Origin of the sequence: Geminocystis sp. CENA526, from assembly GCF_050753365.1 — a bacterium.
Lineage (GTDB): Bacteria > Cyanobacteriota > Cyanobacteriia > Cyanobacteriales > Cyanobacteriaceae > Geminocystis.
On the sequence record NZ_JBLZFY010000070.1, the window covers coordinates 1 to 21,853 of the forward strand.

Below are 21,853 nucleotides of genomic sequence, written 5' to 3' on the forward strand. Positions count from 1 at the left end.
CAATAACTTCATCTTAATTGAGAATGAATAGGCAGATTAAATCTATCCATTTTGTCTTCTTTTTTTAGTATTGGGTTTTGATTTGTTTTAACTTTTAATCTTTCTATCCAGATAAAAATATAATAATTATGACAAGCTATTGGAAAAAAATTTAACATTAATTTTCGTTCATTCGTGAGATTTACTACCTGTTTTATTCCTTTATTTATTACTAAATGAATTCCTTGAAAACATTGGAATATCCATCTTAATGTTGGACGTTGAGTTAGTTTTCCTAATTGGTTTTTTATCCCTGTTTTTTTCTCTTCTAATAATCTACGAACTTCCCTTTGTCCCAAAGAATATACCATTAGCATTCCCATTGTCTCTATTCTTTTTGGACTTTTTAAAAATACACTGTCTGCAAAAAATAATGGATCTTTGAGAAAACGAAAACCTCTTTCTACTGATTGTTGCTCTTTATATTTATTTATCATTTCATCTGCACTCATTTTATTTTTATCCAATCTATTTGTTGCTAACACAAATCTTCCCGCTCTCTTTTCTAATTCATTTATTTTACTTAAATCTGATTTTAAAATACCACTAACTTTATAAGTTTTCCCTACTTTTTCCTCTTTTCTTTCACAAAATTTTCCGTTATTTTTTCTTGATTATATTTTCCTTCTAATCCAAAAGAAGTTGAGTCTAAATGAGAAAAATCAATATCTATTTGATGTTTTTTTACTATGGCTAAAGCAATAGTTAGAAATAATGAAGATAATCCTTTTTCATACAGTTTATCCATTATTCGACCAATTCTATCATCATTCAAATGTTTAGGTAATACTCCTTTTCCGATTAAATGTTCCGTTGCTTTGTCTTCAAAAAACTGTGGAAATAGATAAAGGGGACGAGAAATAAACCCTAGTCCATTGAGAATAATTGCTTTTACTATTTGACCAGGTGAGACAATTTCTCTATCATCAACCCCAAGGGCTTCATTAATAATTTGTTCAATACCAATTTCATCTATAATTCCTGCTATTAATCCTAAATGATTAATCGTTTGGACTTGTATTTTGTCTGGAGAACTCATCATCAAAACTAAATTAAAAACTTATTTCATTATCCCTAAAATTGTCTAAGTTTTCTACCAATTAATTGAAGTCCTCTTGTCAAATGGGAAAGCTATACTCTGACTCAGTATTTTTACTCAAAAAACTTCCCCAAGATTTTCCTTCGTAGTTCTTTTTTACTATTTCATCTCATAATCTAACTTTATACATTTTGACGTGCGGAATGTGGGTTTAATTATTTTTGATGATTCATTGAGGTCATACTAGGGTAAAATATTGTTCAATTTGTTCTCTAAAATCAGTATTTGAGCAAAATTCCCGTAAAAAGGAAAAATTTTTTCATCCTATTTAGAGAAGATTCGGTTAAGATTACCTAAACAGTATTAGCATTGTCCCCTTTAATGGACTTGAGGAGTGAATATTAATGAATTTGCAAAAAGAGGCTTTAAAAACTCTCAAAGAAACCAGTCGCACCTTTTATATTCCTATTTGTCGTTTACCTAATGGTCTTCAAGAAGCTGTTACCTCCGCTTACTTATGTATGAGAGCCATCGATGAAATAGAAGATCATCCCGATTTGGATAATAATATAAAAGGCAAAATTTTAAGAGAAATTAGTTTAATATTACAGTCTGGGCATGAAAATATTACTAGGGAAGAAATGACAGAAGCAGTGAAAAGCTATGAACATTTGCTTCCTGAAGTTAGTTATCGATTTGGAGAATGGGCATTACTCGCACCTCCTACTATAGCACCAAGAATATGGGATGCGACGGCGGCTATGGCTGATAGAATGGCTTATTGGGCGGAAAATAACTGGAAGATAAAAACAAAATCCCATTTAGATCAATATACCTTTAGTGTTGCTGGAGCAGTGGGTTTATTATTATCGGATTTGTGGGGATGGTACGATAATACCCAAACAAATAGGGAAGAGGCTATCGGTTTTGGTAGGGGTTTACAAGCGGTTAATATTCTCCGTAACCATCAAGAAGATAAGATAAGAGGTGTTAGTTTTTTCCCTGAAGGTTGGCAATTAGAAGATATGCACAAATACGCCCGTTATAATCTTAGTTTAGGGGATTCATACACAAAATCTTTACCTAAAGGACCCGCTTTACAATTTTGTCAGATACCTTTAACTCTTGCTCATGCTACTTTAGAAGTGCTGATTTTAGGAAAACCGAAACTAACTCGTAATGATGTTATGACTTTAGTTGCTCAAGTTTGTGGTTAGAGGATACTGAAAAAATTTTTGATGAAAATAGGGAAAAGGGAAAAGGGAAGAGGGAAAAGGGAAGAGTGTTATTTGAAATACTCAAATTATGACCTTGTGAAGTATAACTTAATAATTAATTAAAATTGACGATCGAACTATTGTATAAGGAGGAAAAGATTGAATTATTGGGTAAAAGAGCGTTTAAAATCATTGGAAGAAGCATTTAGTCTGGAATATTGTCGATCGATCGATCGAGTAGTTCAAGAGATAGTTAAACGTTTCCAAGCAGGGCATACTTTGTTTGTGTGTGGCAATGGTGGCTCTTGTGCCGATGCTCAACATATTGTAGCGGAATTTGTCGGACGTTTTCAGTTCGATCGACCCGGATTACCTGCCATAGCATTAGGTATAAATCCTGCTACCTTTACAGCGTGGAGTAATGATCATGAATTTGAAACGATATTCGCCCGTCAAGTGGAAACCCTAGGCAAAAAAGGGGATATGTTATGGGCATTATCCACTTCTGGAAAATCCCGTAATGTCATTTATGCCTTAAAAACCGCTAAAGAAAAAGGCTTAGTTACTATTGGCATGGCAGGAAATAACGGAGGCATGATGAACGATTTAATCGATTATCCTCTTTTTGTAGCCGAAAAAAATACTCCCTGTGTTCAGGAAATACACTTAATATCCTATCATCGTATTTGTGAACGGGTAGAATCTGAGTTATTCAGCAATCCCGAAGCATAAAAAGGATTGAAACCCGTAAGGGCTGAATATTATTCAACCCCTACAAACTCATAACAATAATTATCGGTTTATGACGAAAGAAGATGACGGGAGGCTAAACGTGCTTTGCCAGAGGTTGCCCAATTTTGCAAAAACTCGATTTGTTCTTTAGCAGTTCGAGCTAAAGGTATAATCTGACTAGCTGCGCTTAATATATCATCGGTGGTAAAGTCTCGATTTTGACTGAAACCTAAGTGCATGGCTTCAATAATAGTTTGCTCAATTTCAGCACCCGAAAACTCAGGGGTTTCATAGGCTAATCTTTTAGTATCATAAGCCTTGATATTATGGGGGCGCAACCTTGTTAAATGGACATTGAAAATTGCCTCTCTTTCGTTTTGACTAGGTAAACCCACAAAAAATATCTCGTCAAATCTCCCTTTTCTGAGGATTTCGGGCGGTAAATTTTGGATATTGTTAGCCGTTGCCACCACGAAAACAGGGCTTTGTTTTTCTGCTAACCATGTGATAAATGTGCCGAAAACCCTGCTGGTTGTGCCTGAGTCTCCTTTTCCGTCTGCTCCTGCAAAACTTTTGTCTATCTCGTCAATCCACAAAATACAAGGGGATAAAGCCTCCGCTAAGTTAATCATTTGACGGGTGCGAGATTCCGATTCTCCCACTAATCCTCCAAATAGTCGCCCTACGTCTAATCGTAATAATGGTAAGTGCCAATGGTGTGCGATCGCCTTCGCCGTCAAAGATTTTCCTGTACCTTGAATACCCACAAGCAGTAAACCTCTAGGATAGGGTAAACCGTAAGCCCTAGCAGATTCGCTGAAAGCCCCTCCCCGTCTCAATAACCATTCTTTGAGGTTGTCTAAACCGCCGATGTCGGAGATTTGTTCTTTGGCAGGGTAGTAGTCGAGGATTTGTGTTTGCCGTATAGACTGTTTTTTCTCCTCTAATATCAGTTCTACGTCTTCTTCTTCTAATTTGCCATTTTGGGCGATCGCCCTTGTCAGCACCCTTCTAATGCGTTCTAGGGATAGCCCTTGGCTCGATCGAACTAACTCCGCCAAAAATTGCTCACTCAAAGACTGCCCTGTGGATGACAATAACCGTTGAATTTCTGTTTTGATTTCTTCGGCTTGGGGTAAAGCAAACTCAATGATAGTGAAAACTTCCTTTAATTCTGTAGGAATATTGACTTCAGGGGCGATAACTACAATATTTTTCGGTTGTGCCTTTAGTGTTCGAGCTAAATTACGCAACTTACGAGAAATAGAGACATCTTCTAAAAATCGTTGAAAATCTCTTAAAATAAAGATTCCAGCCGTATTAGGTGGCAATTTTTCAATAAATTCGAGGGCTTGTAACGGATTACGCCGTCCAAAATTAGCATTATTGGGATTATCTTGATAACCGTCCACGAAATCCCATGTATAGATATTGCGATTATTGATATTTTTGCCGATGGATGCGATCGCTTTTTCTACCCTTTCTTCCTCTTGAGTAGGGATATAAATAAGAGGATAACAGGCTCTTAATAATAATGAAAATTCTTGATTAAATTGACTCATATTAAATAGTAAATAAAAAAATTTTAAAAAAGTTATAACAGAGTTTCAGGTATTGCAAAAATTAAGATTTTAATCCCTCAATAAAAGCAATAATTTTAGGACGAGGAATCCGCAATGGACTAGATAAAAGAGCAACTAATTCAGATACTATATAATTAGTTGTAATTAATTAATATTTTTGAGCGGTTTTTTCTTGATAAAATTGCACTGCGAGATGGTGATAAGTTTGAGAAATATCAACTAAATTTCCCCATCCTGAAGTATCAACAAAAAGATTATACATTTTTGTTTTTTTTGGAAGTAATTATGTGATTAAAGACTTGATTTTCCTATATATTGATCATGTTGATCTAACCAATCAGAGTTATTACTATTGAAAGCACCTATAAATTGATCTAAAGGATCATTTTTAGTGTTATTCTGAACTTCTTGAAGATACTCGATCGCTAATTTTTCAGGTGTATCTCCTCTTGCTTGAGCAGTTTCCAACAATATTTGATACAGTTGATCGGGTACATTTAATAATAATTGATGAGTCATAGTAATTGGCTTTCCCTAAACTTGGCTAATTTGATTTAATTGTAACTGGCTATAAGATTAATATTATCAATAAGATTGCTTCGTGCCTCGCAATGACAGCAATGACAATGAGATTGCTTATCTGTCTGGTATGATCACAAAATTGGTATAATTAAGACGATTAATTTTCTATTGTTAAGCATTAATGTTATTAAATCAAATTATATTTTCTCGACGCAATTTTTTTGTCAAATCTCTTAGTATTGTTTTCATTTTTAGTTTATTATTTATTAGTGGTTGTCAAAATACTGCTTTAAATTCTGATTCACCAGACAATAATCAGGTTACTAAAATTACTTTTTGGCATGGTATTAATCCTCCTGAAAATAGAGAAATTTTTAATGAGTTATTAGCTCAATTTAACACAGAAAATCCAGATATTCAAGTAGAGGCTTTATATGTTGGACAACCCGATGAACAATTACCAAAAATCATCGCTTCGATCGTGGGAAACCAACCTCCTGATATATTATGGTATGTACCCCAATTAACTGGAAAATTAGTCGAATTACAAGCCTTAAAACCTTTACAAGAATGGTGGAATAATTCTAACATTAAAAATGACATTGATCCAGTAATGTTATCAACTATGACTTTAGATAATAATATCTGGTCAGTGCCTTTTGCAACTAATAATACGGCAGTTTTTTATCGTCCTAGTTTATTTGAAAAAGCAGGAATAAAAGAAACTCCGAAAACTTGGGATGAGTTTGCTGAAATTGCCAAAAAATTAACTCAAGATACCAATAATGATGGCAAAATTGATCAAAATGGAATGTTATTTGCGTCTGGAAAAGGAGAGTTTACTGTCTTTGTGTGGTTGCCTTTTATCTTCAGTGCTGATGGTGAAATTATCCAAAATAATCAACCTAATTTAGTTAGTGATGGTACAGAAAAAGCCTTAAATTTAGCAGTGGAATTAGTGAAAGAAAATAGTGCTATTTTATCACAGCCCGATCGAGGTTATGAATTAGATAATTTTATTAATGGTAAGGTTGCTATGCAAATTACTGGTCCTTGGACTTTAGCACAATTAAAACAGAGTAACATCGATTATGATGTTTTTCCTATTCCTATTATTAATCAACCTGCTACAGTTTTAGGGGGAGAAAATTTATATGTTTTTAAGACTAATTCTCAACGAGAAGAAGCATCTCTGAGATTTTTAGAGTTTATTTTAGGAGAGGAATTTCAAACTCAATGGGCATTAAAAACAGGTTATTTACCTATTAATATTAAAGCTCAAAATAGTGCAGAATATCAAAGTTTTATTGCTGAAAATCCAGTTATTAAAGTATTTTTAGAGCAGATGAAAATTGCTAAATCTCGTCCGATTATTACAGATTATCCCGCCCTTTCGGAAAACTTAGGACGCTCGATCGAATCCTCTTTATTGCAACAAAAAACACCTCGACAAGCCTTAGAAGAATCTCAAAAAAAATTAGAATTACAGTTACAATAAATCAAATTAGCAACTATTATTAACTTTAGAATAATTAAAGATCATTAAAATTATGGAATGGACATCAGAAGCAGAAGCTAAATTAAAAGAAATACCTTTTTTTGTACGCCCTGCGGCTAGGAAAAAAATTGAAAAATTTGTACAAGAAAAGGGAGAAACATCTATTACCCTAGAACTTTATTTAGAAGCTAAAGCCAAGTTTAATTAGGGTTTGCTGAATAAGTCAGAAAGCTATGAAAATCAAAAGTTTACAAGGGTTGAACACTATTCAACCCCTACGTTAACGAAAAAGTGCGCAGTTTTGAGGATTTTTATTGAAAAAGTGAGTTCTTTTGACCTTATTTGTTTAAAATACATCTATAATTTTATCTATTATGTACAGTACAAGTCGCTCAATGCACCGCCTAACACGCCATACCGAACACCTTTCTTCATCAAAATACTTTTTCATCATCCCCTAATTAAGCTCTAATACACTGACAAAAAAATGATAAGATGATTTTTGCTATAGCTAGTAATATTTAAGGAAAATAATGGCAGAAACATTAATGTTTAATGCTTTGCGTCAGGCTATCGATGAAGAAATGGCACGGGATGACAAAGTTTTTGTATTAGGAGAAGATGTAGGACAATACGGCGGTTCATATAAAGTAACCAAAGGTTTATACGAAAAATACGGCGAGTTTAGGGTATTAGACACCCCCATTGCAGAAAATAGTTTTACGGGGATGGCTGTTGGTGCTGCGATGGCAGGATTACGCCCGATTATTGAGGGGATGAATATGGGTTTTCTCCTACTTGCTTTTAACCAAATTGCCAATAATGCAGGGATGATGCGTTATACCTCTGGTGGAAACTATAAAATTCCTACTGTAATTCGTGGACCTGGTGGAGTAGGAAGACAACTGGGGGCTGAACATTCTCAACGTTTAGAGGCTTATTTTCAGGCTGTACCCGGGTTAAAAATTGTTGCTTGTTCTACCGCTTATAATGCTAAAGGTTTATTAAAATCTGCCATTAGAGACGATAATCCTGTATTGTTTTTTGAACACGTTTTACTATATAATCATAAAGAAAATTTGCCAGATTACGAATATACTTTACCTTTGAATAAAGCGGAAATTGTCCGTAAAGGAAAAGATGTCACTATATTGACTTATTCTCGCATGAGACATCATTGCGTTCAGGCTTTAAAACAGATTGAAAAAGATGGATATGATCCTGAAATCATTGATTTAATTTCTCTGAAACCTTTGGATATGGAGACGATTGGGGAATCGATCCGTAAAACCCATAAAGTTATCATCGTGGAAGAATGTATGAAAACTGGGGGTATCGCCGCCGAGTTGACTGCCTCTATCAATGATCAATTATTTGATGAATTAGATGGTCCTGTTGTTCGTTTGTCTTCTCAAGATATTCCCACTCCTTATAATGGTACTTTGGAGAGATTGACGATCGTGCAACCAGAGCAAATCGTGGATGCTGTTCGCAAAATTATGACGAATAAAATCTAAACTTATATCAAAATTTTGTAAGGTGTGTTAGGCGTGGATTCATCAAAAATCGATGAGATAAAGAATGGATTTCGCCGTAACGCACCGTTATCAATGTTAAAGTTTTATTATTGATTGGTGGGTTACGGCTAACTCAAAGGTGAAGGTGATGAATATTAATTAATGATAGCCTAACCCACCCTACTATTATTTTATGATTTATTATAAATTTTAATGGAAAAACAAAGAGCTTTTATTATTTTAATCATTGTTTTAATTGCGGTTTCGATCGTAACTTTGATTAATTTACCCCTACAATTAGGGTTAGATTTACGAGGCGGATCACAATTAACTATACAATTACAAACCACCGACGAAGTACCTGAAATCACCACCGATAAACTGGAAGGGGTGCGCACGGTTATTGATAATCGAGTCAACGGTTTAGGGGTATCCGAAGCGGTGGTGCAAAGTGTCGGCAACGATCGAATTTTAGTACAACTGCCGGGGGTAAATGATCCCCAAGAAGCGGAAAGAGTTTTAGGGGGTACAGCACAATTAGATTTTCGTACCGAAACCGACAACCCCGAAGTTCAAGCCCAATATCAACTCAGACAACGAGAATTAGGAGAGTTGGTTTTTCAAGCTCAATTATTAGAAGGGGAAGAATTAACTGCACAACAGGAGAAAATCCAAGAAAAACAAGCAGAAATAGCTGAATTATCCCAACAGTTATATACAAAAAGTGAGTTAAACGGGGAAAAATTGAGAAGGGCAGGTTATCAACCTACTCAACAAGGTACAGACTGGGAAGTTATCCTCGAATTTAACGATGAAGGAGGCAGATTATTTGCTGAATTAACAAAAAGTATTGCAGGTACAGGGCGCACTTTGGGAATTTTCCTTGATGATAGATTAATTAGCGCCCCCGGAGTTAGTGCCGAATATGCTACCACAGGAATCATGGGCGGTAGAGCAACTATTTCTGGTGGTGGTGGTTTTAGCCTTGAACAAGCGAGGGAATTAGCCTTACAGTTAGAAGGTGGAGCTTTGCCTTTACCCGTTCAAATTGTGGAAAATCGCACCGTTGGTGCTACTTTAGGACAAGACAGTATTCGCAGAAGTATTATTGCAGGAATTTCTGGTTTAGTCCTCGTTTTAATCTTTATGGCGGTTTATTACCGTTTACCCGGTATCATTGCCGATGTTTCTTTAGTTATCTACGCTTTACTTAACTTAGCTTGTTTTTCGATCGCAGGGGTAACTCTTACCCTCCCCGGTATTGCAGGTTTTCTCCTCAGTATCGGTATGGCGGTAGATGCTAATGTCTTAATTTTTGAGCGCACAAGGGAGGAATTAAGAGACGGAAAAACCCTATATCGATCGGTGGAATCGGGCTTTTATCGTGCCTTTGGCAGTATTTTAGATGGTAACGTTACCACCTTAATCGCTTGTATTGCTTTATTTTGGTTAGGTTCAGGTTTAGTCAAGGGTTTTGCCTTAACTTTAGGCATTGGAGTTGTTGTCAGTATGTTTACGGCTTTAACTTGTACCCGTACATTTATGTTAATCACAGTATTAGGTTTTCCCAATATCCGTCAACGTCCTGAATTATTTTGCCCTAATATCAAAGCAATCAATAATTAGAAATGAGTAATCAGTAATGAGTAGGCAAAAGCCAAAGGGCAAAAGTAAAAAGGATTGTAGGGGTTTAATATATTAAACCCAACCCCACCAAAAAATATAATTACTTTCTTCTCCCTCTACCTGTCTCTCTTTTTCACTATCCACTATTCACTATTCACTATATGAAATTTAGCGTTGTTAAATGGGAAAAAATTTGGTGGAGTATATCCGCCGTTCTTTGTATTGGTAGTATCCTTGCTATGGTAATTTCTTACTACTCGATCGGAACTATTTTACGTCCTAGTCTCGATTTTGCAGGAGGAACAAGGTTACAAGTAGAATTAGATTGTACAATTCCTAATAATTGCGATCGAGCCATTACCGCCAATGAAGTCAGACAAATATTAGAAGCTGAAAATTTAGCTACTAATAGCAGTATTCAAATTGTGGGGGGGGATCAACATGGTATATCTATTCGTACTAAAACCCTTGACGTAGAAGAAAGAAGTAAATTACAACAAGTTTTAACAGACAAAATTGGTATTTTTGATGAAAAAACCATTCAAATCGACACGGTTGGTCCTACCATCGGGAGAGAACTGTTTATTTCTGGTATTCTGGCATTAATAGTAGCTTTTGCGGGAATTATCGTTTATCTAAGTTTTAGATTTAAAACCGATTATGCAATTTTTGCCATTGTTGCTTTATTCCATGATGTATTAGTCACCACAGGAGCATTTGCCATTCTCGGTTTAGTTGCTGGTGTGGAAGTGGATACTCTGTTTTTAGTAGCTTTACTTACTATTACGGGGTTTTCTGTCAATGATACCGTAGTTATATACGATCGAATCCGAGAAACTAGCAAAACTACTGACATTGATAATATGAATGATATAGTCGATGAAGCGGTGATGCAAACCCTGACTCGATCGATCAACACCAGTGTCACCACTATTTTACCTGTATTAGCAATCTTCTTATTTGGTGGCGAAACTTTGAAATATTTTGCCCTTGCCTTAATTATCGGCTTTGTTTGCGGTGCATATTCCAGTATTTTCATTGCCAGTACCCTTCTTGGTTGGTGGCGAAAAATCACGAATAAAAAACAAGCAATACCAGCATCGTGAAAACAGTAGGTAGGTTGGGTTATTAACCCAACAAAATATCCATAAAACTTATTAAGCTAAGACGCATTTAACTTACCGTTTTTATTAAGTCTTAAAAATGACTGAAAATCTTAACTCTTCCTTTTTCCCTATCTTCATGAGTAAACTTAAATGCAAACTAGCTTAGGCATCTTCAAAAATACAGGCAAGATGCCTGTTCTACGGTGGTAAAATCATAAATATGCTAGAAGTCTATTGTTGACAGTATTCTAGCAATCCTTGACACGAATCCAATAATAAGTCTATAACATAGTCAAATCCTGATTCCCCCCCATAATAGGGATCAGGAACTTCTTTGTCTTTAAATTTTGTGGTAAAATCACACATTAACTTAATTTTATCCCTATATTTTCCAGTTCGATCGAGTCTTAAAATATCCTGATAATTAGACTTATCCATCGCTAAAATTAAATCATAATATTCGAGATCAAAATCTTCTATTTGTCTAGCTTTTCCCTTTAATTGGATACCTCTTTTTTGAGCCGCTAACTGCATTCTTTGATCAGGAGAAGAGCCTATATGGTATCTTGATGTACCCGCAGAATCACACTCAAATTTATCTTGTAAACCTTCTTTTTCAATCAAATAATTCATGATATTTTCTGCTGAGGGTGATCGACAAATATTACCTAAACAAACAAAAAGTAACTTAGTTTTTTCCATGACAAAATTGACAAAATTAATTTTTCAAACTACAAAAAACTGACTATTTTCAGTAATACCAATTAATTTATCATAAGCGATAGCATTTCTATATAAAAAGACTTTTTCAGCAGACTCTACTTAAAATTTCATCTTCCTCTCCCCCCTCTTATCTTCATCATTTTATAGTTCACTCAGGTGAGTATGCGTTTGCCCTGTTGTGATCTCGATCGAATTTGTTGATTTAGGATCAGATGAGTTATGATAGAGAATGTTGTGTTTATTTTAACTTAGTATAAAAGTATAGTTTAAATGGCTAAAAAATCAATGATTGCACGGGAAACAAAACGTGCCAAGTTAGTAGCTAAATATGCTAAAAAAAGAGCAGATTTAAAAGAGCAAATTCAAGCTACAGATGATCCTTTAGAGAAATTCGAGTTACAACGCAAGTTCCAAAGACTACCTCTCAATAGCTCTCCCTACCGTCAACGTAACCGTTGTTGGGTGACTGGTCGTCCTAGAGGTTACTACCGTGATTTTGGGTTATCTCGTAATGTTTTAAGAGAATGGGCGCATGAAGGTTTGCTACCGGGGGTAGTTAAATCTAGTTGGTAATTTCATTTCCTTTGGAAATACTCAATCAACATCGTTAACCGTAGTAGAGTCAATTTTTTGTAGTTTTTATTCCGATTGACTCCCCTACATTAATGGTTCGATCGAATATGTCTAACTATTGTTAGTAGAATTTATGCACTGAAACCGAAAATTAAGGCATTGAGATTCTTCAGATGAACAAATGACCTAATTTTGGACTTTTTCAGTACTTTCTTTTTGTACTAAAGGTTGAATTTTGGGATTAGCAAATAATTTGCGAGTGTCAGTTAATAATTTATCCCCCCAAAGATTTTCTTTTAAGTATTCCATTCTGCCATAGTTATTGTCCATTCTTAACGCTGTTTGAGCTAATTGTATCCCTTCTTCTTGTTTTCCTTGCACATAGAGTGCGACAGCAATAGCTAAAGTTGGTTCGGCTTGATTCTCGTCAATTTTTAAAGCCTTACGCCATGATTCTACCGCTTGATTTATTTTTCCTTGTTCATACTCCACTAATCCTATATTGTTAATGGCAGGCCAAAATAATGGTTCTAATTTCATCGCTTTTTGATAGGATGCAATGGCTTCTGAATATTTGCTGAGTCGATAATAAGCATTGCCTAAATCAAAATAAGATTGTGGTATTTCTGCATTCAACTTTAATCCCGCTTCTATCTCTCTAACGGAAGATTCATAATCCCCTATTTGAAAATAAGAATTACCTAACGAAAATAGTACATCTGCTTGATCTGGTGCTAATCGTTTCGCTTCTTGTAATGCTTCTACACCTCGATCGAGATTATTGTTTTGTATTTCTAATGTACCTAAAACAAACCAAGGTTCATAACGATGAGGAGATAATTGTACCGCTAATCTGGCTCTTGCTACTGCTAATTCATACTCACGAAAACGAGTTAGTTGTATCGCATCCTGTAGCAATTGAGAACCATATTCATCAAAAAAATCTTGATTTAATTCGGGAGTATAGGGTAATAAAGCCTGTGCCTTCAAGGGGGGAGAAAAAGAGAAAATACCAAGAACAACAAAGATAGATAAGAGATAACGGCGCAACAACACTATTTTAAAACTAATAATTAAAGAATCTGGACAATTTCAATCTTAGCAGTATTTTCAAATATTAAGGTTAAACAGTGGTAATTCCTTCTTCTTTTAACCTAGTTTGCATTTCAGTTTATGGCGAAAGTTCAGATGATAAATAAGATTTATTTACGACTAAAGATATTCAGTCATCAGCATTGCTATAATCAATGAGAAAATTATTTTGATGAAAAAAGTGCCAAAATCTGATCAAGTTCCTACTAAACCCTATCAACCATTAATCTTGAGAATTATCCATAATATTCAAGGAATAATGATTATTATGGCAATTATAACCGCTTTTTGGACTTATAACACTTATGATGGTCGATTTGGTAAAATATCATTACTTCCTCCTTGGGAAGAAATAGAGGGAATACATGGAACTTTTGGTTTATTTACTCTCTTGATTTTTCCTATTTTTGTGGTTTATGTTATCCATCGAGGCAATAAAAAAATTATTCAATCTAATACTTTGAATCAATTAAAATTAGTTAATAAACCGATTTGGTGGTATTCTCTTCATCGTCTAACTAATACTTTGATAATTTTTGCGTTAACTTTTGCTGTTTTTACGGGAAAAATGATGGATGAAAATTGGTTGCCTGAAGGAGAGTTAAATCATTTTTGGTACTATTTACATTTAATTTCGTTAATTTTAATGGTATTCATGATAGGTTCACATTTGTTAATGAATGTTAAAATAGGGAATTATCCTTTAATTTTATCCATGTTGGATGCCCAGATAAGAGAGAAAGACAGTTATAATTTATGGTGGCAAAATATTATTTTTTTTCAGCAAAATTGGCTTAATATTGTAAAAACACAATGGGATGAATTATCACCTCATTTTAAGTTATTGGAAATCACTATTTTATTTATTATCATTAGTGCTTGGCTTATCTCCATTATTAAATAGGTGTTACCAAAAATTCGATCGAGTACGTCCTAGCTTATCTTATTGACAGTTGATGACTGATCAGAAATAATTGATTATAAACGTGACATTGGAGGAGAGTACATTGCCTTATTCATCTCAACCTCAATTATCTCCGACTACGGAGATTGAATTAGATAATAGTTTTCGAGCAACTACAGAAAAATGGTTCGAGTATCCTATTATTGCTCACCCTCATCATACAGATTATGCGGGAATTGTTTGGCATGGTACTTATTTAACATGGATGGAATCCGCTAGAATCGAATGTTTAAGATCGATCGGCATCGATTATACTGATTTAGTTAGTATAGGTTGTGATTTACCTGTGATCGAAATTAACCTACGCTATCATCAATCCATGAGAATGGGGGAGCATGGTATAGTAAAAACTCGCATGAATGAAGTACAAGGGGTAAGAATCCATTGGGATTATGAAATTAGCTCTGTGAGTGGTTCTTTGCTTTATGTTAGTGGTAGAGTAACTTTAGTGGGAATCGATCGAGAAAAGGGTAAAATAATGCGTCAATTACCACCATTATTGAAAAATGCTCTTGTCAAATTGTAGAAATTAATCAGGGAATATTTTATGAGTCAGGAAGACAAAAATAATGCTTTTATCTTAGGAATTGTGGTGGGTAGTACGATCGCCACTATGGCAACCCTCTTATTTAGTCCTCGCAATGGTAAAGAAAACCGCAAAATAGTGTCCAAAACCGCTCAGGCTTTACCAGAAATGGCTCAAGATATTTCCTCTAGTTTACAAATGAATAGCGATCGAATTTCCCAATCAGCATTACAAAAATGGGATAATACCCTTAACCGTCTCAAAAAAGCCGTTAGTGCTGGAGTGGAAGCCAGTCAAAGCTATAAGGAGTAGGCTTGGCATCGAAGTTTAATGATGAAGGTGAGAGGGGGAAGAGGGGGAAGAGGGGGAAGAAAAAATTAATAATAATGTTTTAACATAATGACAAAAACAGATTTATTTGATTATGGTAGTGCTAGACTGTATCTTAGAAAAAAACAAGAAAATCTCAAAAACAAACGTTTCGCATTGTGGCAACAAGCCCAACAGGATGCGCAACAGATTATTACCATGATTATTAATAAATATACCCCAAAGAGAATTATTCAATGGGGCTCAGTATTGGAATCTAAGCACTTTTCTGAGGCTTCCGATATTGATATAGCAGTAGAAGGACTTGATTCGATCGAATTTATGAGATTATTAAAAGATGCAGAAGATATGACTAATTTTTCTTTAGATTTAATCCGTTGGGAAAATGTCAATAATTCATTTCAAAAAATTTTGCTACGAAAAGGGAAAATAGTCTATGGAAAATGATGATTTATTACTATTAGTCAGCGAAATTAAAGATTCTCAAAAAGTCTTACAAAACATTAATAATTTATATCTTTCTTATCAAGAAACTTTTGCCGATGAATCAAAACGAGATTTAAGAGATGCGGTTTTATTAGCAGAAATTCTGTGCAATACTTATACTTGTATTGAGACAATTTTATTTCGTATCTCCAGAAAATTTGAAAATCATTTAGACTCAGAAAAATGGCATAAAGAATTATTAAGAAAAATGCGTCTTGATATACCCGGTATTAGAAAAGCAGTTTTATCCCGTGAATCCTATTTGTTATTAGACGAATTAAGAAGATTTCGGCATTTTAAAAGATATTATTATGAATTTGAATATGATTGGTCACGATTAGATTATTTAAAAACTATGTATGAAAAATTAGTTTTTTTGATTAATCAAGAATTAGAGGATTATAATATTTTCTTATTGCAATGTGCTTCTGATGAACAATCATAACAATTTCAGTTTATTTGCTCAAAGTTTGTAGTAATGGCTTTAGCCGTTACAATTAAATCAAAATTATTGCAAAAAATTACTCATTCCCCAATTTCTGTATCATGACTGAGCCTTTTTTTTGGTTAGGGTTTTCTCTTTGTTTAGTATCCGTTAGTTTAACCGCCGTTTTAATTACCTTGATTCCAGTAGTCCAAGAATTGAGTCGGGCTGCTCGTAGTGCCGAAAAATTGTTTGATACTTTAAATAGAGAATTTCCCAATACTTTGGATGCCATTAAAAATACAAATTTAGAATTGACAGAATTGAGTGGAGAAATGAAAGAAGGCGTTAAAAGTGCTTCGGGTGCAGTTAAACAGATCGATCGAACTTTTGTAACCGCAAAAAAACAAGTAGAAAATGTACACATAAAAAGTCGTGGTTTTTGGGCTGGAGTTAAAGCGGGTATTAAAACATGGCAAACCGATAATCAATAATTAGGCTGTCTTATCGTATTTTGATGGGGATAGGTGTCGGGCTTCAGGTATCAGGTTATTTTTGAATCCCAAACCAATAACCTTTACCATAGATAGTATGAATTAAAATCGGTTCATTATCGGTTTCAATTTTACGTCTTAATAAACGCACGATCGCAGCGACAACATTACTACTAGGAGCTTCTTCTTCTTGCCAAAGATAGGTAAAAATTTGCTCTTGAGTGACTAATTGATTAGGGTATAAGCTAAAAAATTCAAGGAGTTTGACTTCTTTTTCTGATAGTTTAATCATTCTCCCGTTGCGATAGGCTAATTGGTTATTAATTTCTAACTCTAAATCGGCGACTTTAATTTTATCTTGGGATTTTGTTTCCATAGTACTCGATCGACGTAACAAAGCCCTAACTCTAGCTAATAATTCCCTTAATTCAAAGGGTTTGATTAAATAATCATCTGCACCCACATCTAACCCCATAACTCGATCGTCCAAAGTGTCTTTTGCTGTTAAAAATAAGACAGGAGTGGTAATATTTTTTTGCCTCAGATATTGACAAATTTCTAATCCTGTTATGTGAGGCAACATCCAATCAAGGATATAGAGATGATAGGATTCTGCTAAGGTTAATTTTAGGGCTTCCTTTCCGTCATGGGCAATTATTACTTGATAGCCTTCCTGTGTCAAAATTCGAGCTAAACTAAGGGCTAATTCTTTTTCATCATCGACTAATAAAATCTTCATTGACATAATCTCTGTAAACTGTTAATAACTAAAGCATAAAAAATTAATATCTTATATAAGAAAATATACAAAAACAAAAAGGTGTGTTAGAATAATAAAAAAAATCTTAGCACACCTTTTTTCATGGGAAAAAAAGAATATGTCTCGGCGGCAGAAGCGTCAAAAGTCCTCGGAGTTAGCACTCAAACCCTCCGAAATTGGGATAAAACAGGAAAAATCAAAACTATTAGAACTCCCACAGGACTCAGGAGATACGACCTCTCTAGCGTCATGGGAGAATCTAAAGGAGTTACCCTTATTTATGCACGGGTTTCTTCTTATAAACAAAGAGAAGACCTCGAAATACAAGCCGATTACTTGCAATCCCTCTATCCGAAAGCGGAAATCGTCAAAGAAATCGGAAGCGGACTCAACTACAGGCGACCCAAATTTAAAACCGTTTTGGAACGCATCATGTCAGGAGATGTCGAACGCCTTGTGGTTGCTCATAAAGACAGACTCGCTAGATTTGGATTCGATTTATTTCAATGGATATGTGAATCAAACAATTGCGAACTCGTGGTTTCAAGTAACTCAAGTCTCTCTCCTGAACGAGAAATGGTGGAAGACATTTTGGCAATCGTTCACGTCTTCTCTTGCCGACTCTACGGATTGCGAAAGTACAAACAGCAAATCAAAGAAGATTCAAGTTTATCCTCAGAAGGAACTTAAAATCGTTTGGAGGCAATGGTTATCAGCTTCTCGCTATTGCTACAACAAAGCAATGGCAATACTTAGAGATAGGTATGTAGCGAAAGAAAAGTTACCATCAGCCTATGATTTGCGTAAACTTGTCATGGAAGATTTACCTGATTGGGTAGAAAGCTCTCCTTATAATTTGAGAGGGGCGGCGGTAATCGATGCCCATAGAGCTTTTAAGGCTACGGATAAAGATAATAAGAAAGAACCTAGATTTCGTAGTTGTCGTAGTCCAGTTAAGTCTTTTAAACTCCAAAAACCTAATTGGAAACAAGGAATTACCTACCCTACTCACAAGACATTAGAAGGAATAAAATTGTCGGAATTAAAAGTAAATCCTTCGGAAGAATTACCTTCGGAAATGCCTAGTGATTTTTCTATCATTTTAGACAAGGGAAGATGGTATATTAGTTTCACTATAGAAGAAAAAAAGGAGGGAATAAAACCATTAGAAAAACCAATATTTTCTGATAGTGGAGTAAGATGTTTTCAGACATTATTTGACGGTAATTCTATTATTGAAATAGGAAAAGATTCTATTTCTCGAATCATAATTCTATGTAAGCGTTTGGACAAAATATTATCTCAGATAGCCAAAGCTCAAGGAAGAAAGGAGAAAAGAAACCGTTTTAAACTTAGAAAGAAAGCCGAAAAAATAAGAATAAAAATAAGGAATCTTGTCGATGAATGCCACAAAAAAACTGCCTGTTTCCTGACTCAAAATTATACGGATATTTTCATTCCTACTTTTGAAAGTAGTCAGATGGTCAAAAAAACAAGGCGGAAATTAAACAGCAAAACAGCTAGGAGTATGATGACTTGGAGTCATTATCGATTTGAACAAACTATTAAATTTCACTGTGAAAAAAGAGGAGTAAGACTTCACTTAATAACCGAAGAATATACTTCCAAAACCTGCTCTAAATGTGGGGAAATTCATCAAAAATTAGGCAGTAATAAAATCTTTAAATGCCCTCATTGTGATCATAAAGTGCTACGAGATTGGAATGGGGCGATTAACATTGCCTTTAAAACCCTTTCCCCATGGAAAGGTCGGCTAGATAGTGCCGAAGCACACGATATTTGTTAGATTTTTATATAAATTTATAATAAATATTGGGTTTAAACCTATCTGCCTATTACCTATTACCTTTCACCTATTACCTATTACCTCCCTTCATCAAAATACTTTTTTAATAATAGCTATTTTCTTCGGCTGGTTCGTCCTAGTTTCTCATAGTCTTCTAATACTTTTCCTGCACCATAAACGACACATTTGAGAGGGTTAGGGGCAATATGAGTAATAATACCTGTTTCGTTGGCGATGAGGCTATCTAAGCCTTTGAGTAATGCTCCGCCTCCTGCTAACATGATACCTCGATCGATAATATCTCCTGCCAATTCAGGGGGAGTTTGTTCGAGAATTTTTTTGATAGCATCAACAATTAACTCTACAGTATCAGCGATACATTCTCTGATTTCTTCCACACTAATAGTAACGGTTTTAGGCAATCCTGAAACGATATTCAATCCTCTAATTTCCATGACTTCATCATCATTTTCAGTGGGATAAGCAGAGCCAATTTCTATTTTTATTAGTTCGGCGGTTCTTTCTCCTATAATTAAATTATAAGTGCGTTTGAGATAGCGCTTAATGGCTTCCGTTACTTCATCTCCTGCTATCCTAACAGAATCACTGATCACAATGCCTTGAAGGCTTAAAACGGCTACTTCTGTTGTACCTCCACCTATATCCACTATCATGCTACCAACAGGTTCTTCAACGGGCAATCCTGCACCAATGGCGGCGGCTACAGGCTCATCAATAAATTCTATATTATCGATCGCACCTGTTGTTTCCATCGCATCTTTTAAGGCTTTTTCTTCCACCGAAGTAATACCACTTGGTACGCCAATAACTATGCGAGAACGAGTTAAATTATTATTACCTCTTGCTTTTTTGATAAAGTCTCTTAACATCATCTCTGTTTCCTTAACATCAGTGATGACACCATCCTTTAAAGGACGAACCGTTCTGACATTTTTAGGAGTACGCCCCAACATTTTTTGTGCTTCTTTACCCGTAGCGATGGTTTTATTAGTTTCATCATCAATGGCAATAATTGATGGTTCATCAAAAACAATATCTTTACCCGGTATATAAATTAATGTATTTGCCGTTCCCAAGTCGATACCCATATCCTGAGACTCAGAAAAACGATCGAATAAACCCATTTGTAAATCCTCAATTTTTATCTATAGTAAATTTTTATAATTCAATTATCTTAATCTACTTCTTTACTTTTTTGTTAATTCCTAAAATTCCTTAATTAGTAAACCTCATTTTTGATTTGTAGAAAAGTAATATAAAATACATCTTTGTTGTTCTCTAACAATATGGTGTATAATTTCGATTAATATTCAGTGCCAAAAATGACTATAAAGAACATAAACGATAATTCAGTCTCTAATACAATGAAACAGAAAATCATCTATGGCACAATATCAATAGAGGGGAAAAATGAGGATTATTTCCACTTCAAAACTGAAGCTAGATGCCAATAAATATCCAGATATAAAACCAGTAATTGATAGTTGGTGTCAGGTGGTCAAAAATATTAAATGGAATCATTTAGAAGATGTTAAAACAGTTTACCCTACGGCAGAAGCTGTCAATAATTTTACCGTTTTTAATCTCAAAGGAAATAAATATCGTTTAATTGTCGCAATTGATTATGCAAAACAAATTATTTATTATAAATATTGATTAACTCATGCTGAATATGATAAGGATAAATGGAAAAATGACCCATACTATAGATCGTAATCTTTATACTAAATTGTTAACACAAACTGCACCTAAAATTATTGAAAATCAAGCAGAGTATGAGAAAGTTTTAACAGAAATTGAAGAACTTTTGTTTAATCCCAACAGATCGATCGAAGAAAATGCTTTATATGATTTATTAGTCATGTTAGTAGAAAAATATGAAACAGAAAATTACCCTTTAGACGTTGCCAAACCCTATGAAATTTTACAACATCTCATGGAAGCAAGGTCTATTAATGATTCTGATTTATTAAATATCTTCGGTAGTCAAGAAATCATTACGGCAATCAAAAAAGGCAACTATCCTATTAATACTTTTCAAGCTCAGGCTTTAGCAGATTATTTTCACGTTTCCCCTCATCTGTTTCTGTAAATTCAACTTTCTCAATTTTCCTTTAATTCCTGATTGTCAATTGTCGATTTCTTTCGTATCATTTAATCAGAAAGCAATTACAACCTAAAAATTATGACCACGATCGAACAAATATCCGAAGATATAGAATTTAGTGATTTAGATTTACCTAAAATTAGTGCCAAAGAGGAAATTGAAACCGTAATCTATAGCTTAGAACAAAATGATAGTGCTATGGTACAGGCTACCGACGATGGCTATATTTGGAAATTTCAATATGGCACAGTAGAAGTCTTCGTCCAATTAACAGGGGAAAGTGATGATGATTTGTTGACTATATGGTCGAATGTATTGCCCTTACCTGCGAAAAACGAACCCCAGTTATTTCGTCAGTTGATGGAATTAAATTGGAGTGGCACTTTTGAAACTTGTTTTTCCATATTAAATAATCAAGTTGTATTATCTGCTCAAAGAACCGTTAATGATTTGTCTCCTGCGGAAATTTCCCGATTGATAACCTTAGTGGCTACCATCGCCGATCAATATGACGAACCATTACAAGCAGAGTATTTATAGAGTTAATAGACGATTGTTTTATAGTCTTTAGATGAAGAAAAGAGACTAGGAGACTGTTAATGACTAAAGCATAAAAAGTTAATATCTTATACAAGAAAATACACAAAAACAAAAAGGTGTGTTAGAA

The 21,853-nt window shown here is 34.6% G+C and carries 25 protein-coding genes and 1 pseudogene; 19 read left to right on the plus strand and 7 right to left on the minus strand.

All coding sequences use genetic code 11. The features are described 5' to 3' along the window. Positions 1 to 176: 176 nt before the first annotated feature. Positions 177 to 1,078, minus strand: a pseudogene (locus ACN4EE_RS16020) (IS1634 family transposase); the annotation flags it as partial. Positions 1,079 to 1,482: 404 nt separating this feature from the next. Here ACN4EE_RS16020 and ACN4EE_RS16025 point away from each other — a divergent pair. Together ACN4EE_RS16025 and ACN4EE_RS16030 are read left to right on the plus strand one after the other, a co-directional pair. Continuing rightward, the gene (locus tag ACN4EE_RS16025) at positions 1,483 to 2,295 is read left to right on the plus strand and encodes a squalene/phytoene synthase family protein (RefSeq protein WP_431707466.1); all 813 of its coding nucleotides are present in this window, start codon (positions 1,483 to 1,485) and stop codon (positions 2,293 to 2,295) included. 159 nt (positions 2,296 to 2,454) lie between these two features. Continuing rightward, positions 2,455 to 3,027, plus strand: coding sequence for a D-sedoheptulose-7-phosphate isomerase (locus ACN4EE_RS16030; RefSeq protein ID WP_431707467.1), 573 nt, complete (start codon positions 2,455 to 2,457; stop codon positions 3,025 to 3,027). A 68-nt stretch (positions 3,028 to 3,095) separates the two neighbouring features. Here the strand turns inward: ACN4EE_RS16030 and ACN4EE_RS16035 are convergent, their stop codons facing one another. Further along, on the minus strand, positions 3,096 to 4,589 hold the full coding sequence (locus ACN4EE_RS16035; RefSeq protein WP_431707468.1) for an AAA family ATPase: 1,494 nt from the start codon (positions 4,587 to 4,589) through the stop codon (positions 3,096 to 3,098). Positions 4,590 to 4,901: 312 nt separating this feature from the next. After that, positions 4,902 to 5,129, minus strand: a complete 228-nt coding sequence (locus ACN4EE_RS16040) for a hypothetical protein (protein ID WP_431707469.1) — start codon at positions 5,127 to 5,129, stop codon at positions 4,902 to 4,904. 184 nt (positions 5,130 to 5,313) lie between these two features. Between ACN4EE_RS16040 and ACN4EE_RS16045 the strand changes: the two genes are divergently transcribed. The 5 genes from ACN4EE_RS16045 (at position 5,314) to secF (ending at position 10,879) form a co-directional block, all read left to right on the plus strand. Then, the gene (locus ACN4EE_RS16045; RefSeq protein ID WP_431707470.1) at positions 5,314 to 6,630 is read left to right on the plus strand and encodes an ABC transporter substrate-binding protein; all 1,317 of its coding nucleotides are present in this window, start codon (positions 5,314 to 5,316) and stop codon (positions 6,628 to 6,630) included. Between the two features lie 52 nt (positions 6,631 to 6,682). Then, positions 6,683 to 6,838 (plus strand): PCP reductase family protein, encoded by a 156-nt coding sequence (locus tag ACN4EE_RS16050; protein ID WP_431707471.1) that lies wholly within the window; start codon positions 6,683 to 6,685, stop codon positions 6,836 to 6,838. A gap of 325 nt (positions 6,839 to 7,163) precedes the next feature. Then, a complete protein-coding gene (locus tag ACN4EE_RS16055) occupies positions 7,164 to 8,147 on the plus strand; it encodes an alpha-ketoacid dehydrogenase subunit beta (protein ID WP_431707472.1) in 984 nt (327 codons plus the stop codon). A 213-nt stretch (positions 8,148 to 8,360) separates the two neighbouring features. Further along, positions 8,361 to 9,773 (plus strand): protein translocase subunit SecD, encoded by a 1,413-nt coding sequence (secD, locus tag ACN4EE_RS16060; RefSeq protein ID WP_431707473.1) that lies wholly within the window; start codon positions 8,361 to 8,363, stop codon positions 9,771 to 9,773. 161 nt (positions 9,774 to 9,934) lie between these two features. Then, positions 9,935 to 10,879, plus strand: coding sequence for a protein translocase subunit SecF (secF, locus tag ACN4EE_RS16065; RefSeq protein ID WP_431707474.1), 945 nt, complete (start codon positions 9,935 to 9,937; stop codon positions 10,877 to 10,879). Positions 10,880 to 11,110: 231 nt separating this feature from the next. On the opposite strand, the gene ACN4EE_RS16070 is transcribed toward secF, so the two are convergent. Next, the gene (locus ACN4EE_RS16070; protein WP_431707475.1) at positions 11,111 to 11,581 is read right to left on the minus strand and encodes a low molecular weight protein-tyrosine-phosphatase; all 471 of its coding nucleotides are present in this window, start codon (positions 11,579 to 11,581) and stop codon (positions 11,111 to 11,113) included. 291 nt (positions 11,582 to 11,872) lie between these two features. On the opposite strand from ACN4EE_RS16070, the gene rpsN reads away from it, so the two are divergent. Further along, entirely contained in the window at positions 11,873 to 12,175 is a 303-nt protein-coding gene (rpsN, locus tag ACN4EE_RS16075; RefSeq protein ID WP_431707476.1) for a 30S ribosomal protein S14, read from the plus strand. A 186-nt stretch (positions 12,176 to 12,361) separates the two neighbouring features. Here the strand turns inward: rpsN and ACN4EE_RS16080 are convergent, their stop codons facing one another. After that, positions 12,362 to 13,231 carry a tetratricopeptide repeat protein gene (locus ACN4EE_RS16080; RefSeq protein WP_431707477.1) on the minus strand — a complete coding sequence of 290 codons (870 nt, stop codon included), beginning with the start codon at positions 13,229 to 13,231 and terminating at the stop codon, positions 12,362 to 12,364. 208 nt (positions 13,232 to 13,439) lie between these two features. On the opposite strand from ACN4EE_RS16080, the gene ACN4EE_RS16085 reads away from it, so the two are divergent. From ACN4EE_RS16085 to ACN4EE_RS16110, 6 genes are all read left to right on the plus strand, one after another. Next, a complete protein-coding gene (locus tag ACN4EE_RS16085; protein ID WP_431707478.1) occupies positions 13,440 to 14,171 on the plus strand; it encodes a cytochrome b/b6 domain-containing protein in 732 nt (243 codons plus the stop codon). Positions 14,172 to 14,274: 103 nt separating this feature from the next. Continuing rightward, positions 14,275 to 14,757 carry an acyl-CoA thioesterase gene (locus ACN4EE_RS16090; protein WP_431707479.1) on the plus strand — a complete coding sequence of 161 codons (483 nt, stop codon included), beginning with the start codon at positions 14,275 to 14,277 and terminating at the stop codon, positions 14,755 to 14,757. A gap of 21 nt (positions 14,758 to 14,778) precedes the next feature. Then, positions 14,779 to 15,069 carry a YtxH domain-containing protein gene (locus ACN4EE_RS16095; protein WP_431707480.1) on the plus strand — a complete coding sequence of 97 codons (291 nt, stop codon included), beginning with the start codon at positions 14,779 to 14,781 and terminating at the stop codon, positions 15,067 to 15,069. Between the two features lie 87 nt (positions 15,070 to 15,156). Beyond that, positions 15,157 to 15,534, plus strand: coding sequence for a nucleotidyltransferase family protein (locus ACN4EE_RS16100; protein WP_431707481.1), 378 nt, complete (start codon positions 15,157 to 15,159; stop codon positions 15,532 to 15,534). Continuing rightward, on the plus strand, positions 15,524 to 16,018 hold the full coding sequence (locus ACN4EE_RS16105; RefSeq protein WP_431707482.1) for a ribonuclease toxin HepT-like protein: 495 nt from the start codon (positions 15,524 to 15,526) through the stop codon (positions 16,016 to 16,018). Before ACN4EE_RS16100 ends, ACN4EE_RS16105 begins: the two co-directional genes overlap by 11 nt. A gap of 101 nt (positions 16,019 to 16,119) precedes the next feature. After that, complete coding sequence (locus ACN4EE_RS16110) at positions 16,120 to 16,491, plus strand: DUF948 domain-containing protein (RefSeq protein ID WP_431707483.1); 372 nt, start codon at positions 16,120 to 16,122, stop codon at positions 16,489 to 16,491. Positions 16,492 to 16,546: 55 nt separating this feature from the next. Here the strand turns inward: ACN4EE_RS16110 and ACN4EE_RS16115 are convergent, their stop codons facing one another. Further along, a complete protein-coding gene (locus ACN4EE_RS16115; RefSeq protein WP_431707484.1) occupies positions 16,547 to 17,230 on the minus strand; it encodes a response regulator transcription factor in 684 nt (227 codons plus the stop codon). Positions 17,231 to 17,353: 123 nt separating this feature from the next. Here ACN4EE_RS16115 and ACN4EE_RS16120 point away from each other — a divergent pair, with 123 nt between their 5' ends. Then, positions 17,354 to 17,941 carry an IS607 family transposase gene (locus tag ACN4EE_RS16120; RefSeq protein WP_431707485.1) on the plus strand — a complete coding sequence of 196 codons (588 nt, stop codon included), beginning with the start codon at positions 17,354 to 17,356 and terminating at the stop codon, positions 17,939 to 17,941. Position 17,942: 1 nt separating this feature from the next. Next, a complete protein-coding gene (locus tag ACN4EE_RS16125; RefSeq protein WP_431707490.1) occupies positions 17,943 to 19,058 on the plus strand; it encodes an RNA-guided endonuclease InsQ/TnpB family protein in 1,116 nt (371 codons plus the stop codon). A 113-nt stretch (positions 19,059 to 19,171) separates the two neighbouring features. Here ACN4EE_RS16125 and mreB read toward each other — a convergent pair whose 3' ends face one another. After that, complete coding sequence (mreB, locus tag ACN4EE_RS16130) at positions 19,172 to 20,203, minus strand: rod shape-determining protein (protein ID WP_431707486.1); 1,032 nt, start codon at positions 20,201 to 20,203, stop codon at positions 19,172 to 19,174. A gap of 286 nt (positions 20,204 to 20,489) precedes the next feature. On the opposite strand from mreB, the gene ACN4EE_RS16135 reads away from it, so the two are divergent. The 3 genes from ACN4EE_RS16135 to ACN4EE_RS16145 all read left to right on the plus strand — a co-directional run bounded on the left by ACN4EE_RS16135 (position 20,490) and on the right by ACN4EE_RS16145 (position 21,726). Beyond that, positions 20,490 to 20,735 carry a type II toxin-antitoxin system HigB family toxin gene (locus ACN4EE_RS16135; protein WP_431707487.1) on the plus strand — a complete coding sequence of 82 codons (246 nt, stop codon included), beginning with the start codon at positions 20,490 to 20,492 and terminating at the stop codon, positions 20,733 to 20,735. 37 nt (positions 20,736 to 20,772) lie between these two features. After that, the gene (locus ACN4EE_RS16140) at positions 20,773 to 21,171 is read left to right on the plus strand and encodes a helix-turn-helix domain-containing protein (RefSeq protein WP_431707488.1); all 399 of its coding nucleotides are present in this window, start codon (positions 20,773 to 20,775) and stop codon (positions 21,169 to 21,171) included. Positions 21,172 to 21,264: 93 nt separating this feature from the next. After that, positions 21,265 to 21,726, plus strand: coding sequence for a YbjN domain-containing protein (locus ACN4EE_RS16145; RefSeq protein ID WP_431707489.1), 462 nt, complete (start codon positions 21,265 to 21,267; stop codon positions 21,724 to 21,726). Positions 21,727 to 21,853 lie beyond the last annotated feature (127 nt).